This is a genomic window from Acinetobacter modestus (genome assembly GCF_014636095.1).
In the GTDB taxonomy this organism is placed as follows: Bacteria; Pseudomonadota; Gammaproteobacteria; order Pseudomonadales; family Moraxellaceae; genus Acinetobacter; species Acinetobacter modestus.
This window is the reverse complement of sequence record NZ_BMDV01000006.1, coordinates 1-16,395: the sequence shown is the minus strand read 5'-3', so window position 1 is coordinate 16,395 and position 16,395 is coordinate 1. Positions and strand designations below refer to the sequence as shown.

Sequence of the window (16,395 nt, the reverse complement as noted above, 5' to 3'; positions counted from 1 at the left end):
TCTCATTAACTAGAGTACAACGCATGTCTAAAACACGTGTGATTTATCCGGGGACTTTCGATCCAATTACCAACGGACACGTTGATTTGGTTGCAAGAGCATCAAAAATGTTTGATGAAGTGGTTGTTGCAATTGCAATTGGTCATCATAAAAATCCAGTGTTTAGTTTAGAAGAGCGTGTAGAATTAGCAAAAGCTTCATTAAGCCATTTGTCTAATGTAGAGTTTGTTGGTTTTGATGGTTTATTGGTCAATTTCTTTCGTGAACAACGTGCAACAGCGGTACTGCGTGGTTTAAGAGCAATTTCAGATTTTGAATATGAATTTCAGTTGGCAAATATGAACCGCCAACTTGATCCTCATTTCGAATCAGTATTTTTAACCCCGTCAGAGCAATATTCATTTATTTCATCAACATTGGTAAGAGAAATTGCTCGATTGAAAGGTGATGTGAATAAGTTTGTGCCCGCTGTTGTTGTTGAGGCATTTGAACGTAAACATCAGCAAGGTTGGTAGATGTCTCTTTATATTACTGATGAATGCATTAACTGTGATGTTTGTGAGCCAGTATGCCCCAATGAAGCCATTTATATGGGGGAATTGATTTATGAAATTAACCCTGCACTTTGTACAGAGTGCATTGGGCATCATGATCAGCCACAGTGTCAGTTATTTTGTCCAGTTGATTGTATTCCGCTTGATCCTCAGCATGTCGAGTCACAAGATGAGTTGATGGCAAAATATAAAAAATTAACTGCACAAAAAAATGCGAGCAATTAATTTCTAACTTTGATAATATGCGCCACGAAGTGGGCTGGACGGTCGCTGCTGTGGAGGTCTCCGTGACTGAAACAGGGGAGGAAAGTCCGGGCTTCATAGGGCAAGGTGCCAGGTAACGCCTGGGCGGCGAAAGTCGACGGCAAGTGCAGCAGAGAGTAGACCGCCTCATTCGTGAGGTAAGGGTGAAAGGGTGCGGTAAGAGCGCACCGCGTGTCTGGTAACAGTTCACGGCAAGGTAAACCCCACCAGAAGCAAGACCAAATAGGAATCCTGAGGCACGGCCCGTGCTGGATTCGGGTAGGTCGCTTGAGCGTATGAGTGATTGTACGCCTAGAGGAATGATCGTCCTCGACAGAACCCGGCTTATAGGCCCACTTCTCAAATTTTTTGAAATTGTGCTTGACGTGTGTATTGAAAGTTAAGATAATGCGCCCACAGTTTTCGGCTATGTAGCTCAGTTGGTTAGAGCACCGCACTCATAATGCGGGGGTCACAAGTTCAAGTCTCGTCATAGCCACCATTTTATAGACCACGCTCCTGCGTGGTCTTTTTTTATTTGAACTTTTTTTAATTAATTTTTCTGTTTGAGAGAAGATTTGTTGAAAAGTAATCAAATAAAAATTAAAAGCACAAAAACTGTTCATATGTTTCATGTTTTCAATGCCATACACTTGACCTGTTGTATAGAACACTAGATAATGCGCACACAGTTTACGGCTATGTAGCTCAGTTGGTTAGAGCACCGCACTCATAATGCGGGGGTCACAAGTTCAAGTCTCGTCATAGCCACCATTTTATAGACCACGCTCCTGCGTGGTTTTTTTTATGTGCTTTTATTGGCTACTCAACTTATCCTGTATCAACTGAATATTATTTATAGATTTAAGGTAAAAAAGAATAGCCATCAGATTTTCTGATGGCTTCAGTTGATTAGCTTTAATGTGATTGAATTAGAAAATTAAAGAGATATATTGATTTAGTCTCAATATATCTCAGCAGAAAAAATAAAAATTATAAATGCTTTTCAATCGTCGCTAGAGTTTGATGACTTTCATAAAAAGGTTTTACGATCATGGTGATAATAGGTTCTAATACACCATGTTCATCTAAGGCTACAACGACTTTAGGATAAAAACGTACAGCTTCATTTTGAAGATCCGATTCTTCAATTCCGATAGCAGCAAATACATCCTCTAAACTTTCGTCTTCATAAAAATCGTAAAAGACTTTTACTCCGTATAGAATCAGATCTTGAATATAGGAAGACTGGCGTAGCTCTTTCCAGTATTCATAAATCATTACAAAGAATTCTTCAACATCCAGAGGTGTGACTTGTTTGGTATATTCAGATAAAGGTTTAGCTTTATTATCTTCCCAAATATTACGCGCCAGACTCTCTAAATCATCGTTTGAAAGTAAGCTTAAATCGGCAAGTTGTTCTTGGATAAAGCGAGCAATACTTTCTTCGATTTTCTGTTCAATGCGTTGTTGTTGACGATGTGAAAAAGTCTTTAGTTTCTGCTGCCACTGATATTTGCTTTCAGAAATTTGTTCTTCGTCAGATTGTGAAAATAATTTTGGTAATCTATTTTGTAAAGTTGTGGTTGCAATATATTGGCATAATTGCTGAATTGAAGGACTTTCTTTCAAGAAGTGGTTTAAATAATGTCGAATATTTTCTAATTCGAGAAATTTAGATAACCACATTTCAAATTGGTGATCCGAAAAAACATCTTCTAAATGTGCTGAAGACTGCAAAGAAAAAACATGCAAGCGTTGAGCAATTTCACCAATAAACTCTAACAGTCCAGCACCAAGCTGCATTTCAAAGGCATAACGCTTAACAACAGCTTGGATTTGTTCAAGCTCTATTACTTCTTTCAGTTTGATATTTGGTGCATGTTGTAGAAACAACTGAATAAACTGCTGAAAGAACTCAGGAGAAAGCTGTGTAGTAAGCTGATTTTTATAAAATGCCACTTGCTCAAGCATAAGTGCTTGAGCAAGTAATTGTGACTTTTCAGAAACAATTTTTTCAGTCATTCGCGGTCCATCCATTGACGATAGGGTAGCGTCGTTCGCGACTGAAAGCACGTGAACTAATACGTGGGCCAATTGCACCCTGACGACGCTTGTATTCATTACGATCAACTAAGCGTATTACTTTTTCAACCACTTCAGCTTCGTAGCCTTTTGCAATTATGTCTGCTTGGCTAAGATCTTCTTCGATATAAGCGTACAGAATTGCATCAAGTACATCATAAGCAGGTAAAGAGTCTTGGTCTGTTTGATCAGGACGCAGCTCTGCTGAAGGTGGGCGAGTAATGACACGCTCAGGGATCACAGGTGTTTCACTTAATGTATTACGGTATTTTGCTAATTCGAAGACGATAGTTTTATAGACATCTTTTAATACAGAAAAGCCACCGACCATATCACCATACAGTGTGCAATAACCGACTGAAATTTCAGACTTGTTACCTGTTGAAAGTACAAGGTTGCCAAACTTATTTGATAAACCCATGAGCAGCGTACCACGGGTACGCGCTTGTAAGTTTTCTTCCGTTGCATCCGCTGGCGTATTGCCAAAGAACGGGAATAGGGTCTGCATGAAGCTATTAACGATTGGGTGAATCTCTGCAATACCGAACGTTACACCCATACGACGTGCTTGTTCTGTTGCATCTTCTACACTCATTTGAGAGGTGTAAGTATAAGGCATCATCACGGCTTGTACTTTATCAGCACCAATCGCATCAACAGCAATAGCAAGTGTCAAGGCTGAATCGATTCCACCTGATAAGCCCAAGATCACACCTGGGAATCCTGAGCGTTGCACGTAGTCACGTGTTGCCATGACCAATGCTTGATAGATTTCGGCAAAAGTATCTAAAGTTGGGATGGCATTAGCAGTTTTAAACTGTTTTTGCTCTGCATCATATTCAGTCACATAAACAGATTCTTGAAAACTTGGTGCTTGTAATGCAAGTTCGCCATTTTTGTTACTAACAAAACTTGACCCGTCAAAAATAAGATCGTCCTGTCCACCCACTTGATTGACATAAACAATATTCAGATTCAGTTGTTTTGCGAGTTCATTTAATGTTTGGATGCGATGCTGCGGTTTGCCAACTTCATACGGAGAAGCATTTAAGACAAGCACAGTTTCAACATTCAGTTGGCTAAGTTGTTTGACGGTATTCAGTGACCAAACATCTTCACAAATCAGCACACCAAACTTATGACCTAAATACTCAAAAACGAGATGTTGATGGCCATCTTGGAAATAACGTTTTTCGTCAAATACGCCATAATTTGGTAAGTTCTGTTTGTTGTATATTCCTAAAACTTGCCCATCTTTAATCACTGCGGCTGAGTTGTAACGGTGACCATCTTCAGTTTGATGTACGAAACCGAATACCATGACGATATCTTTTACTTCACTTAATTGAGCGAACGCTTTTTGAGTGCGTTTTTGTAAATTCGGGCGAAGTAATAAGTCTTCAGCTGGGTAACCTAGCGTAGAAAGTTCAGGGAAGATGATCAGATCAGCCTGTTGTTGTTTCGCTAAATTTGCTTGCTCAACCATCTTTTGAGTATTTGCGTCAATATTGCCAATATGCGGAGAAAATTGAGCAAGGGCAATTTTAAAATTTTTCATTCAAACCTAATCCTAAGTCTTAACAAGTGCTGATATACAAGATTTTGATTTATATAAGTATAGTTTTAAAAACGTTTGTATATCATGGTGCTAAACATTCTGCATCTTAAAGAAAAATGACAAGTTCACTAATATATACTAAATGCACATTTTTCTGCGTAAAAATAACAAGTTTTTCTGTATAAAATACGAAGATCTATGGATCAATCTGTGTATTTGAAGTTATCCATATCAATCTATTAGGCAAAAATTTCAAAATTTAGTGCTTTTGTATAATTTTTCATTTCATCTTTTCATACTCTGGTGACAGATTAATTACAGCAAATACAGATTTTTTTATACGCTAGACCTATTCAATCACCAATAAAATTCGCAAAAAAGATTAATTTATTGAGTGGTTTATTATTTTAAAAATAAATAAATTCAATGTCTTATGTTTTTTGATTGTTTTTTATACCATTCGTCGGGTAAATCTATTTATTGCTTGAGTGTACATTTGTGCACTGCTATTATCCTAATTAATGTGAACATATGTACACTGTAATTTAAATCAAGTATGTGAGTAACATACAAAAAGAGGTAACGAATATGTCAGTTTTATTATTTCCCGTAGTTGCATTTGGTTTGGCTGTCGTTGTGGGTCGTATTGGTACCGTAATGTTCCAAGAGCAAGACAAACAAGCCTAATTGTAAATAGATATTTATTGATAATTGAAGAGGTAACGAATATGTCAGTTTTATTATTGCCTGTAGTTGCATTTGGTTTAGCTGTCGTTGTGGGTCGCATTGGTACTGTGATGTTTCAAGAGCAAGACAAATAAACTTTAGATTTAATCAGTCAGTTAAGAATTTCTTATATTCAAGAGGTTAGAGTGATGATGATTTCAACAATTTTATTTCCAGTAATTGCTTTTGGATTGGCAATTAGTGTGGGGCGTATTGGTACAATTATCATGGATGATATACGCAAAGATACGGATTTTACGACGAATATGGACACCCGCCATGAACTTAAATCTAAAATGCGCAAAGGTTCTGTTGCATAAAGCAGATTGCGAATTTCTAACTTAAAAGCCCTGTCATTTATTTCACAGGGCTTTTTTATTAGTTCAAAATAATATTTGGAATTTTCTTTAAAAAAATATCTCGTGCAATATCACCTTGTTGTTCAATGTTGTAACTGGTGAAAGCCTTGGTTTGAATAAAGCGATAATGATAAGGATTATACTTTTTAAAACTAAGATAGTAGCCTGTCTGTAACAACATTCCTTTTAAGATGACATTGGTTTTTTGCTGAAATTGCAAGATGTGGGCGAGTTCATGAATAAAAATTGCCTGAAGATCTAATGAACATTTTGAGTAATCTTGGTAAAAATGTTGTTTATGTACAAATAGATTGCCGTTTGGTGCCATAAAAATATTCAATGGTTGCCACGGTAAATACGGAATGTTAAAGATTTTTACTGCATGATAATCAATCAGATCACCGAATACAGATTGAGCGAGAGCAACTTCGCCATCAGTTAAGCCACGCCATTTAAATTCATTCATGTTAAGAAAAACAATGAGAAATGATATGAGTACAGAGGGAATAGCGTGGAATGATTCGAATAATTTCATCTGATTCAAATTCAATTCATGATTTGTTTAATACCATAGCAAATAGTTTAATTAGAAAACCAATTTTTGATTGAGCTTAGTTTTGTAATTGTTGTGATGTGATTCAATTTATTGATTTTAGTTCATTAAAATTTAAGATGAAATTTATTACATTTTTTTCTTTATAATCATATTAATAGTAATTTTATCATCTATTTTTTCTTAAAAAACATGGTCTTGAATAGTTGTAATTGTTATTGAAAATTCGACTATTGATTGAAAGATTGTTAAAAATGCCTAATAATTAACACTTATTTGTAAAAATGCTTAATATTTCGATAAAAATAATTGAGTGTCTATTTTTACGTTAGGGGCTTCAAAACTAAACTGTGATCGGTTGTGATGGAGAGATAAGTCAATATTAAGTTTTTAAGATACCTATGCTGAATCGGATTGATTCTAATAAAATCAGGATATTAACATGAGTATTTTAGCTCGGAAGGATCAGAATTCCATTCATACCGCGTTAAAGCAACAAACTTTGACAGATGCACAATTAGTTTTGAGTAGATCTCCGTTTTTAATTTTTTTACCTAAAGAATTACGCGCTTTCTTTTTAGTTGAACGACAAAAACAATTTACAACTATTGCAAAATTTGGCTGGCCACTACTGTTATGTATGCTGATTGGAGAAATGACGATTGCACACGTTTTTTACAGTCGAAATTTACAGGGTCACGACCATATAATTTGGGACAATCACTTTTTTCTTTGTGCAATTATTTTATTTACGGGTGTCGTGTTTGCACATATCCCTAAACTGGCATCAAGTTTTCAGCTTTGGTTAGGATTGTTAATTATTGTTGTGCTGTGGGATAAATTGTATATCGCTTTGTCACTTAAAAATATTCAACTTATACAATATCATATGGGTGCAACCATTATGATCGTTGTAATCGATATGCTGGCTTTACGCTTAACAGCAATGGTATCTATGTTTTCTTGTGTCATGGGTGGCTTTCTTGCTTGGCTGACAGCATATAAAACCTTAAATTCTTATGATCTTTATGTTTTCCTTTATTTTTTGCCAACAGTAATTGTTTGCGGAACGATTTCTCTATTGATGGAAAGGCAGGACAAATTATTGTTTTTGCATCAAGTTGTACTTTTACAGCAGGTTGGGGCACAGGAGGAACTGAATAATGAACTTTCATTACTTGCTCAAATTGATGGTTTATCTGGGTTAGTGAATCGCCGTTATTTTGATCAGATTTTTCTACAAGAATGGATGCGTAGCCTACGAGACAAAACAAGCTTATCTGTCATTTTTATCGATATTGATTATTTTAAGTTCTATAACGATACCTATGGGCATTTGGCTGGAGACGAGTGTATCAAAAAAGTGAGTTTGGCATTGTGTTCTGCCGTGGTTCGTCCTGCTGACTTAGTCGCTCGTTATGGTGGGGAAGAGTTTATAGTTTTGCTACCGAATACAGGATTACATGGTGCAATCCATATTGCTGAAAAAATATTAAAAATAGTTGATAAAGCTGCAATACCGCATCAAGGTTCTTTAGTTGCAAAAAATATTTCAGTCAGTATCGGTGTTGCTAGTTGTATTCCATTGAAATCGATGCAGGCAGAAGATTTAATCAAAGCAGCAGATTCTGCTCTATATCAAGCAAAATTTAAGGGGCGACATCAAGTGAGGTGGTAGAAATATCTAATTTATTATTTTCATGAGGAGTTATATTTAATAGTATAACTTTTATAACAAGGGAGTAATAATTTTGAGTAGCTTTAAGAAGTTCACCTGTATATTTTTAATTTCAATTTTTTTTATAATTACTATTCTAGTTTGGTTGTCACAGGATCAAACTCTTAATCGTACTAGTAAGGAACTACTTTCTATTCAAAAAAATTATCAGCCGAATTTAAAAAAACATCCATTTTTTTTAATTTTGGGTAGCGATGCTAAAAAAAATATTGATCCTATGTTGTTGGGGAGATTACGTTACCATCAATATTGGGCATATTATTTTATGTCTCCATTGAGTGGGTGGAGTGATTATAATTTTTTGGAATCAAAAATTTCTAATCGTTTTGTAGGTGGTGATGTTGATGGAGTTACAAAAGAACTTTTATTGAATTTGAATGAGAATAGAGATAAAGGAATTGATTTAGAAATATTAAAAATCAATGAACAAAAAGTAATTAAAGCTTTTGATGAAAATAAAGATCTAATTCAAAGGCATTTAAAGAGCCTACAAGAAAAAAGCGATGATCAGCTTGCTTTACCTGCAAATGCTCCAATTTTTAATTATTCCCCTACACTTAGTACACATTACCTTTATATTTCAAAATTAGCACTTGATAGAAATAATTCTGCACTAAAAAATTACATTGATAATCTGATGTTGCAATATGCTAATACCACAAATCTAGTTTATAAAATGGTCTTGCACAGGATGATTGATTCATCGCTTACATTGCTACATTTTTTATCGAATGAAAAAAATACTCCAATCAATATACCACCAATGATAGACCAACAACTTTCTTATAAAAATGTCTTTGGAGGGGAGCTAATTCTTTTAAAAACAAGTTTTCCAAGCTATGAAGATTATATAAGAAATGATTTTACTGATAATAGCGAGCTAGATAATTCATTACCTATGCGATTAATTAGAAAATCAAATTTATTTTTCTTACCGAATATGACGATGAATCAGTTTGCTCAGCAGTATTTACCTTATATTCAATTATCCGAATCTCCGTATCTAAGGTTTAAGCAAGAAGCCAATTTAATTGTGGATCAGGAGCAAGCTAAACAAACCGTATTTAAGCTTAAAAACGCTATAGGTAACATTTTTGTAAATATGGGAAGCCCTACATTTATTGGTTACATTGTTAGATCAAGACTTTTGGATAACAAGATACGTGTATTTAATGTGTTGCATAGTGGAAATGAGTGGAGTATTGAGCAATTAAACTTAAATAAAGAAGGATATGAGTTCTATAAAACCCAAGATAAACTCTGTATACGTAGTCCTTATTTAAAAAAAGTGGATTGGAATCAGGATAGTTGTCTCAGTATCCAGTAAAGAAAAAAACCCCAGTTAGAACTGAGGTTTTACTACAACAAGGATCACCACTGCAAATAGGATGAGAGTCGGCATTTCATTAAAAAAACGCCAAAACTTGTGTGACTTATAATGGGCATTACCAATCAATTTTTTGCGATAATAACCGCAAACAAAGTGGTATATGACCAATAAACCCACCATACCGACTTTAAGATAGAACCATAAAGCTTCATGGTAGTGTCGGGTTGCATCACCCCAATCAACAAGAAAGTGGGCTGTAATGAGTGTGGCAATCATAGACGGCCACATAATTCCTCGATACAACTTACGTTCCATCACCTCAAAGCGTTGATGGCTAACGGCATCTTCACTCATAGCATGGTAGACATAAAGCCGGGGTAAGTAGAACAATGCAGCGAACCAGCAAACCACGGCAATAATATGTAATGCTTTTACCCATAAGAAAGCATCAGAAGGTGCATCCATCGATAATCCTAGGTGGGATTATGCATCCCACTTCTTGAAAATAAGGCAGGCGTTTACACCGCCAAAGCCAAAACTGTTACTCATCACAGTATTCAGTTTTGCATCACGTTTTTCAAGTACAATATCGAAACCTTGTGCGCCTTCATCAAGCTCAGTCACGTTGATGTTTGGAGCGATAAAGTCATTTTGCATCATCAATACAGAATAAATCGCTTCTTGAACACCCGCAGCACCTAAGCTGTGACCCGTCATTGATTTAGTTGAACTAAGCGGTGGAACTTGTCCTTCACCAAATGCGCGCTCCATTGCTTTTAGCTCAGTCACGTCACCTGCTGGTGTTGATGTACCATGTGTGTTGACATAATCGATTTGTTCTACACCATGCTGTTTTGCTTCATCTAATGCCATGATGATACAACGTGTCGCACCTTCACCACTTGGTGCAACCATATCTGCACCGTCGCTGTTCGCTGCATAAGCAACAACTTCAGCTAAGATGTTCGCACCACGTGCTTGTGCATGTTCAAGTGATTCAAGAATAACGAAACCACCACCACCAGCGATGACAAAACCATCACGATCCGCTGAGTAAGGGCGAGATGCAGATTCGGGAGTATCATTATATTTAGAACACAATGCACCCATTGCATCAAAAAGTAAGCTTTGCGACCAGTGATCTTCTTCACCGCCACCAGCAAGCATCAGATCTTGCTTACCTAATTGAATTAAGTTGTAAGCATAACCAATTGCATCAGCGGAAGTTGCACAGGCACTGGTAATTGAATGAGCAATACCTTGTAGTTTTAGTGCAACACCCACATTTGCAGTAATGGTATTACTCATATTACGAGGAACAAAGAAAGGGCCAATTTTACGTGCGCCTTTTTCTTCTAATAGCTTAACCATCTCTGCAACTGATGCAGTTGAGTTACCGCCGCTACCACCTGCAATACCATAACGAGGATTATTTGCTAGATCTTCTTGTTTTAGACCCGCATGTTCTACCGCTGCAATCGCTGCGTTATAGGCATACATTGCGCATACACCCATAAAACGCTTGATTTTACGATCAATACCATCAAAATCCTGTTCAGCAGCAGCGCTGACATGACTTTTAAAATTTAATTCGGCATAAGTTGGATTAAAACGTGTTCCTGAGATTCCATTTTTTAAAGAATGAGTGACATCTTCTAAAGAGTTACCGATACATGAGTTAATGCCCATACCAGTGATTACAACACGTTTCATTTACAGATCCCTTTTATGGTAATACGAAGCCTTGTGCATATCGCTATAAGTACAAATCAGGAGAAAATAACGATTTAAATGGCTTATGAGTGAATGACACCATCATAGCAGAAAGGTTTTTTATTTCTTATGGCAAATTTTATGCCTATTTCTAGTTGTGTAAATATTCGTAAATATAAATGTAGTTGAGACAAAAGGTAATGAAAGAACACAGATAAAAGTTGAGATAAATTTACATTCAACCTAGTATTTACCTAGAGATGCACAGATTATAGAACAGAGGTACTTGATGACAAAATCTAAAAACAAGCAATCTTCAGGTTTATTTACCCAAGCCTTTGGAGTGGCTAAAAAGCTCAGTTCAGAAATACAAAAACTTCAAACTGCTCCTAAAACATTAGCAACTGGATCTACAGATTCATCGAATGTGATCGAAGGGAAGGCGCGTTTTAAAAGCCCATTTGAGATTGAGCAATACGAAAGCCCACAACATATGTTACGTCAACAGTTACCTAAATTGTCCCATCAACTTTTGGGTCGCCATTATACAAAAGTAAATAATGTTGCATCTTTCATTTCACCTGACATGGGCGAAAAAGTTTCTGATTATTTATTTCAGTGGTTGAATGAATTTAGTTCCAATACTTCACTTACAGAAAAGATTCTGGAAGAAGCAGGTGTAAAGGATATTACCGAACTCACTCAAGATACGGGGCGTTCTCAACGTTTAAGTCAGGCATTAATCGAACAAAATAAATTATTAGCCGCTGCACAAGGGGTTATCACGGGTGCTACAGGAGTTTGGGGTGCAGCTGTTGATATTCCTGCCTCGATTGTTCTAGCACTAAGAACAATTTATCAAACGGGTCGCTCACATGGATTTGATTTAGCCGATGAGGCAGATCAAGAAGTGGTTGCCTTTATTTTTAAAGAAATTGATTTGGGTATTATTGCTGAAAAACAAACATTATTGATTGCATTAAAAGCTTTGAAGTCGATGTTAGAAACCCATGACTTACAACAGTTTCAGCAGTTGCTTGGATCGAGCAACGATGTTGAGCTTGTAAAGAAATGGTTAGTTGATGAGGAAGGGCAGTTTAAATGGGGGTGGTTAAATCATATCCCTCAAGCATCTGTGATTGGTAAATTAACACCAGTTGCTGGTGCTGCTTTAGGTGGTTTTTATAGTTGGCGTTTACTCGAAGATGTTGGGCACAAGGCACAATCTGTTTTCGGGGCAGCTCGTTTTTATTTGAATGAATATCCGAATGAAAATCTTTCACCTTTAGAAGCCTATTACAAAGCGGAAGCATTATTAAGAAAGCCAAATTCACGATTGTTAAATGCAACAGAGACTACGACAAATGCAATAAGTAGTGTTGATGAAAGCAAAAATGATGTGATTACCAATGTTTCAGTGCAATCTAAAGATCATGCTGCTAAAGAAATTCAGACGAATGAAAACGTTGAGCAGGGTATTCAACAGCTTGCATCAGAGCATGTGGTCAAGCACGAACATACTGAACAGCAACCTGCTTTGAAAGTGCAATCAAATGAATTACTCACTTCCGATGAATCGGAACTATCTACAGAACCAAAAACAATCGATATAGAGCCTGCATCAACAAAACACAGTTAATTATTTGTTGGTGTTATTTAGACATCAATAAAACAACAAAATTATAGAAATGGTCAACAGTTGCTTTATCTTGCATTGTTGACCATTTTTACTTCTTAGCTTACAATTATGTGCCCTTAAAAAGAGGTGTTTTTCTTTTTAAGGTTGTTTAATAACGGGAGAATTGCCAAATGGCAACAACAAATCAGTTGATCCGTAAGGGTCGTACAACTTTGATTGAAAAATCAAAAGTTCCTGCGTTGAAGGCTTGTCCACAACGTCGTGGTGTATGTACACGTGTATATACGACTACTCCTAAAAAACCTAACTCAGCAATGCGTAAGGTTTGCCGTGTTCGCTTAACTTCTGGTTTTGAAGTATCAAGCTATATCGGTGGTGAAGGTCATAACTTACAAGAGCACAGTGTTGTGCTTATCCGTGGTGGTCGTGTTAAAGACTTACCAGGTGTACGTTACCATACCGTTCGTGGTTCTTTAGACTGTGCTGGCGTTAAAGATCGTAACCAGTCACGTTCTAAATACGGTGCTAAACGTCCTAAGAAGTAATTCTAGGAAGTTAATGTGAAAACATTAACACCACAACCCTTTAGCGTTTCGCTTGTTTGAATTCTTCATAGATTTGTAATTCAAGCGACGTATAGTAAGGCCAGCGTAGCGTACATGACACTTGTACAAACTGCTGGATTATCCTGAAGTGTCATATTATTAGGTGTATTAAAATGCCAAGACGTCGCGTAGTCGCTGCTCGTGAGATCCTTCCAGATCCAAAATTTAGCAGCCAAACAATCGCTAAATTCATGAACCACGTAATGCAAGATGGTAAAAAATCTGTTGCTGAAGGTATCGTTTACGGTGCTTTAGAACGTGTTCAAGAAAAAAATAAAGTTGACCCAGTTGAATTTTTCGAGACTACTCTTGAAAAAGTTCGTCCTATGGTTGAAGTAAAAGCACGCCGTGTTGGTGGTGCTACTTACCAAGTACCTATGGAAGTGCGCCCATCCCGTCGTACTGCCTTGGCTATGCGTTGGTTAGTAGATGCTGCTGCTAAGCGTTCTGAAAAAACGATGGCTTTACGTCTTGCTGGTGAGTTGCTTGATGCAGCTGAAGGTAAAGGTGCAGCGATCAAAAAACGTGAAGACGTGCATCGTATGGCTGAAGCCAACAAAGCCTTCTCTCACTACCGTTTCTAAGCGGATAAAACAGTCCCTAATCAGGAGAATATTCATGCGTACCGCAGCTCGATTCAACATCGCTCTTTACCAAAGTGGGGGCTTTGCGGGTATTTAAGTTGCCTGCTTGAATATTTGTACGCATCAATTTAATTGATGCGTCCTGTTTTAAATATAACATTTAGGAATGTAGACATCATGGCTCGCCAAACCCCAATTAGTAATTACCGTAACATCGGTATCTCTGCGCACATTGACGCAGGTAAAACAACTACAACTGAACGTATTTTGTTCTACACAGGTGTATCTCACAAAATTGGTGAAGTACATGACGGTGCAGCAACAATGGACTGGATGGAACAAGAACAAGAGCGTGGTATTACAATTACCTCAGCTGCGACAACTTGTTTCTGGTCTGGTATGGGTAACCAATTTCAACAACACCGTATCAACGTAATTGATACACCGGGACACGTAGACTTCACGATCGAAGTTGAACGTTCTATGCGTGTTCTTGATGGTGCGTGCATGGTTTACTGTGCTGTAGGTGGTGTACAACCTCAGTCTGAAACTGTATGGCGTCAAGCAAACAAATATAAAGTGCCTCGTTTAGCATTCGTGAACAAGATGGACCGTACAGGTGCAAACTTCTTCCGTGCTGTTGAACAAGTTAAAACTCGTTTAGGTGGTAATCCTGTACCTATCGTTGTGCCAATTGGTGCTGAAGATACGTTTGCAGGTGTTGTTGACCTGATCGAGATGAAAGCGATTATCTGGGATGAAGCATCTCAAGGTATGAAGTTTGAATACGGCGATATTCCAGCTGACCTCGTTGATACTGCTGAAGAATGGCGTACCAAGATGGTTGAAGCTGCAGCTGAAGCTTCAGAAGAATTAATGGACAAGTACCTAGAAGAAGGTGATCTTTCTAAAGAAGAAATCATCGCTGGTCTTCGTGCTCGTACATTAGCATCTGAAATTCAAGTAATGCTTTGTGGTTCTGCGTTCAAAAACAAAGGTGTTCAACGTATGTTGGATGCTGTAATTGAATTCTTACCATCGCCTACAGAAGTTAAAGCGATCGAAGGTATTCTTGACGATAAAGATGAAACTAAAGCATCTCGTGAAGCATCTGACGAAGCACCGTTCTCTGCGCTTGCGTTCAAAATCATGAACGATAAGTTCGTAGGTAACTTAACTTTCGTACGTGTTTATTCTGGTGTTCTTAAACAAGGTGATCCAGTTTATAACCCAGTTAAATCTAAGCGTGAACGTATTGGTCGTATCGTGCAAATGCATGCGAACGAACGTCAAGATCTTGATGAAATCCGTGCAGGTGATATCGCAGCGTGTGTAGGTCTTAAAGACGTTACGACTGGTGATACATTATGTGATGAGAAAAACATCATTACACTTGAACGTATGGAATTCCCAGAGCCAGTAATTTCATTGGCTGTTGAACCAAAAACTAAAGCTGACCAAGAAAAAATGTCTATCGCTTTAGGTCGTTTGGCTAAAGAAGATCCATCGTTCCGCGTTCGTACAGATGAAGAATCTGGTCAAACAATTATTGCTGGTATGGGTGAACTTCACCTTGACATCATCGTTGACCGTATGAAGCGTGAATTCGGTGTTGAAGCGAACATTGGTAAACCAATGGTTGCTTACCGTGAAACGATCAAAAAGTCTGTTGAACAAGAAGGTAAGTTTGTTCGTCAAACAGGTGGTAAAGGTAAATTCGGTCATGTATATGTTCGTTTAGAACCTATGGATGTTGAAGAAGCTGGTAAAGAATACCAATTCGCTGAAGAAGTTGTCGGCGGTACAGTACCTAAAGAATTCTTTGGTGCGGTTGATAAAGGTATTCAAGAACGTATGAAGAATGGTGTATTGGCTGGTTACCCTGTTGTGGGTATCAAAGCGACATTATTCGACGGTTCTTACCACGATGTCGACTCTGACGAATTGTCGTTCAAAATGGCAGGTTCTTACGCTTTCCGTGATGGTTTCATGAAAGCTGATCCGATCCTTCTTGAACCAATCATGAAAGTTGAAGTAGAAACTCCAGAAGACTACATGGGCGATATCATGGGTGACTTAAACCGTCGTCGTGGTATGGTTCAAGGTATGGACGATCTTCCTGGTGGAACTAAAGCAATTAAAGCAGAAGTTCCATTGGCTGAGATGTTTGGTTACGCGACTCAAATGCGTTCTATGTCTCAAGGTCGTGCGACATACTCTATGGAATTTGCTAAATATGCTGAAACTCCACGTAACGTGGCTGAAGGCATCATCGCTAAGTTCCAAGCTGGCGGTAAAAAAGGTGACGACGAGTAATCTTTCGATTACTATATTACCCAACTAAAATTTAGTTAAAAAACCAAGTGCTCATGGGCGACCCTCATGAGCAGTTTATAAAGGAAGATCATCATGGCTAAAGCCAAGTTTGAACGTAATAAACCACACGTAAACGTGGGTACAATTGGTCACGTTGACCATGGTAAAACAACTTTAACTGCTGCGATTGCAACTATCTGTGCAAAAACTTACGGCGGTGAAGCGAAAGATTACTCACAAATCGACTCAGCTCCTGAAGAAAAAGCACGTGGTATTACAATTAATACTTCACACGTAGAATACGATTCTCCAATCCGTCACTACGCTCACGTAGACTGCCCGGGCCACGCCGATTATGTTAAAAACATGATTACTGGTGCTGCTCAGATGGA

General features: G+C 37.6%; 15 protein-coding genes, 2 tRNA genes and 1 other RNA gene. 13 read left to right on the top strand and 5 right to left on the bottom strand.

All coding sequences use genetic code 11. The annotated features are described in order from the left end of the window. Window positions 1-23 precede the first annotated feature (23 nt). The 5 genes from coaD (at window position 24) to IEV17_RS13085 (ending at window position 1,571) form a co-directional block, all read left to right on the top strand. The gene (gene coaD, locus IEV17_RS13105; protein ID WP_004663488.1) at window positions 24-515 is read left to right on the top strand and encodes a pantetheine-phosphate adenylyltransferase; all 492 of its coding nucleotides are present in this window, start codon (window positions 24-26) and stop codon (window positions 513-515) included. Beyond that, window positions 516-779, top strand: a complete 264-nt coding sequence (locus IEV17_RS13100; RefSeq protein ID WP_004663486.1) for a YfhL family 4Fe-4S dicluster ferredoxin — start codon at window positions 516-518, stop codon at window positions 777-779. 26 nt (window positions 780-805) lie between these two features. Then, window positions 806-1,161: RNase P RNA component class A (gene rnpB, locus IEV17_RS13095), an RNA gene on the top strand. Window positions 1,162-1,222: 61 nt separating this feature from the next. After that, window positions 1,223-1,299, top strand: a tRNA-Met gene (locus IEV17_RS13090). Between the two features lie 195 nt (window positions 1,300-1,494). Continuing rightward, a tRNA-Met gene (locus tag IEV17_RS13085) sits at window positions 1,495-1,571 on the top strand. A 219-nt stretch (window positions 1,572-1,790) separates the two neighbouring features. Here the strand turns inward: IEV17_RS13085 and IEV17_RS13080 are convergent. Next, the gene (locus tag IEV17_RS13080; RefSeq protein ID WP_004663484.1) at window positions 1,791-2,822 is read right to left on the bottom strand and encodes a hypothetical protein; all 1,032 of its coding nucleotides are present in this window, start codon (window positions 2,820-2,822) and stop codon (window positions 1,791-1,793) included. Beyond that, window positions 2,815-4,440: an NAD+ synthase gene (locus tag IEV17_RS13075; protein WP_004663482.1), complete on the bottom strand. Its 1,626-nt coding sequence runs from the start codon at window positions 4,438-4,440 to the stop codon at window positions 2,815-2,817. Before IEV17_RS13075 ends, IEV17_RS13080 begins: the two co-directional genes overlap by 8 nt. Window positions 4,441-5,315: 875 nt before the next feature. Between IEV17_RS13075 and IEV17_RS13070 the strand changes: the two genes are divergently transcribed. After that, a complete protein-coding gene (locus IEV17_RS13070; protein ID WP_004663477.1) occupies window positions 5,316-5,486 on the top strand; it encodes a hypothetical protein in 171 nt (56 codons plus the stop codon). A 58-nt stretch (window positions 5,487-5,544) separates the two neighbouring features. Here the strand turns inward: IEV17_RS13070 and IEV17_RS13065 are convergent, their stop codons facing one another. Then, window positions 5,545-6,060, bottom strand: coding sequence for a hypothetical protein (locus tag IEV17_RS13065; protein WP_004663476.1), 516 nt, complete (start codon window positions 6,058-6,060; stop codon window positions 5,545-5,547). Window positions 6,061-6,520: 460 nt separating this feature from the next. Between IEV17_RS13065 and IEV17_RS13060 the strand changes: the two genes are divergently transcribed. Then, window positions 6,521-7,756, top strand: a complete 1,236-nt coding sequence (locus IEV17_RS13060) for a diguanylate cyclase (RefSeq protein WP_004663474.1) — start codon at window positions 6,521-6,523, stop codon at window positions 7,754-7,756. 73 nt (window positions 7,757-7,829) lie between these two features. Next, window positions 7,830-9,143, top strand: coding sequence for a hypothetical protein (locus IEV17_RS13055; RefSeq protein WP_004663473.1), 1,314 nt, complete (start codon window positions 7,830-7,832; stop codon window positions 9,141-9,143). 15 nt (window positions 9,144-9,158) lie between these two features. Here the strand turns inward: IEV17_RS13055 and IEV17_RS13050 are convergent, their stop codons facing one another. Both IEV17_RS13050 and IEV17_RS13045 read right to left on the bottom strand, forming a co-directional pair. After that, entirely contained in the window at window positions 9,159-9,611 is a 453-nt protein-coding gene (locus tag IEV17_RS13050) for a CopD family protein (RefSeq protein ID WP_004663472.1), read from the bottom strand. 18 nt (window positions 9,612-9,629) lie between these two features. Next, window positions 9,630-10,859 carry a beta-ketoacyl synthase N-terminal-like domain-containing protein gene (locus IEV17_RS13045; RefSeq protein ID WP_004663471.1) on the bottom strand — a complete coding sequence of 410 codons (1,230 nt, stop codon included), beginning with the start codon at window positions 10,857-10,859 and terminating at the stop codon, window positions 9,630-9,632. A gap of 289 nt (window positions 10,860-11,148) precedes the next feature. Here IEV17_RS13045 and IEV17_RS13040 point away from each other — a divergent pair, with 289 nt between their 5' ends. From IEV17_RS13040 to IEV17_RS13020, 5 genes are all read left to right on the top strand, one after another. Then, window positions 11,149-12,498 (top strand): EcsC family protein, encoded by a 1,350-nt coding sequence (locus IEV17_RS13040; RefSeq protein WP_004663470.1) that lies wholly within the window; start codon window positions 11,149-11,151, stop codon window positions 12,496-12,498. 170 nt (window positions 12,499-12,668) lie between these two features. Continuing rightward, window positions 12,669-13,043 carry a 30S ribosomal protein S12 gene (gene rpsL, locus IEV17_RS13035; RefSeq protein ID WP_004638184.1) on the top strand — a complete coding sequence of 125 codons (375 nt, stop codon included), beginning with the start codon at window positions 12,669-12,671 and terminating at the stop codon, window positions 13,041-13,043. 173 nt (window positions 13,044-13,216) lie between these two features. After that, window positions 13,217-13,687 carry a 30S ribosomal protein S7 gene (gene rpsG, locus IEV17_RS13030; RefSeq protein ID WP_004638185.1) on the top strand — a complete coding sequence of 157 codons (471 nt, stop codon included), beginning with the start codon at window positions 13,217-13,219 and terminating at the stop codon, window positions 13,685-13,687. A 177-nt stretch (window positions 13,688-13,864) separates the two neighbouring features. Beyond that, window positions 13,865-16,003 carry an elongation factor G gene (fusA, locus tag IEV17_RS13025; RefSeq protein WP_004663468.1) on the top strand — a complete coding sequence of 713 codons (2,139 nt, stop codon included), beginning with the start codon at window positions 13,865-13,867 and terminating at the stop codon, window positions 16,001-16,003. A gap of 93 nt (window positions 16,004-16,096) precedes the next feature. Continuing rightward, window positions 16,097-16,395, top strand: a 299-nt coding sequence (locus IEV17_RS13020) for a GTP-binding protein (RefSeq protein WP_081407079.1), incomplete at its 3' end; no start/stop codon positions are given.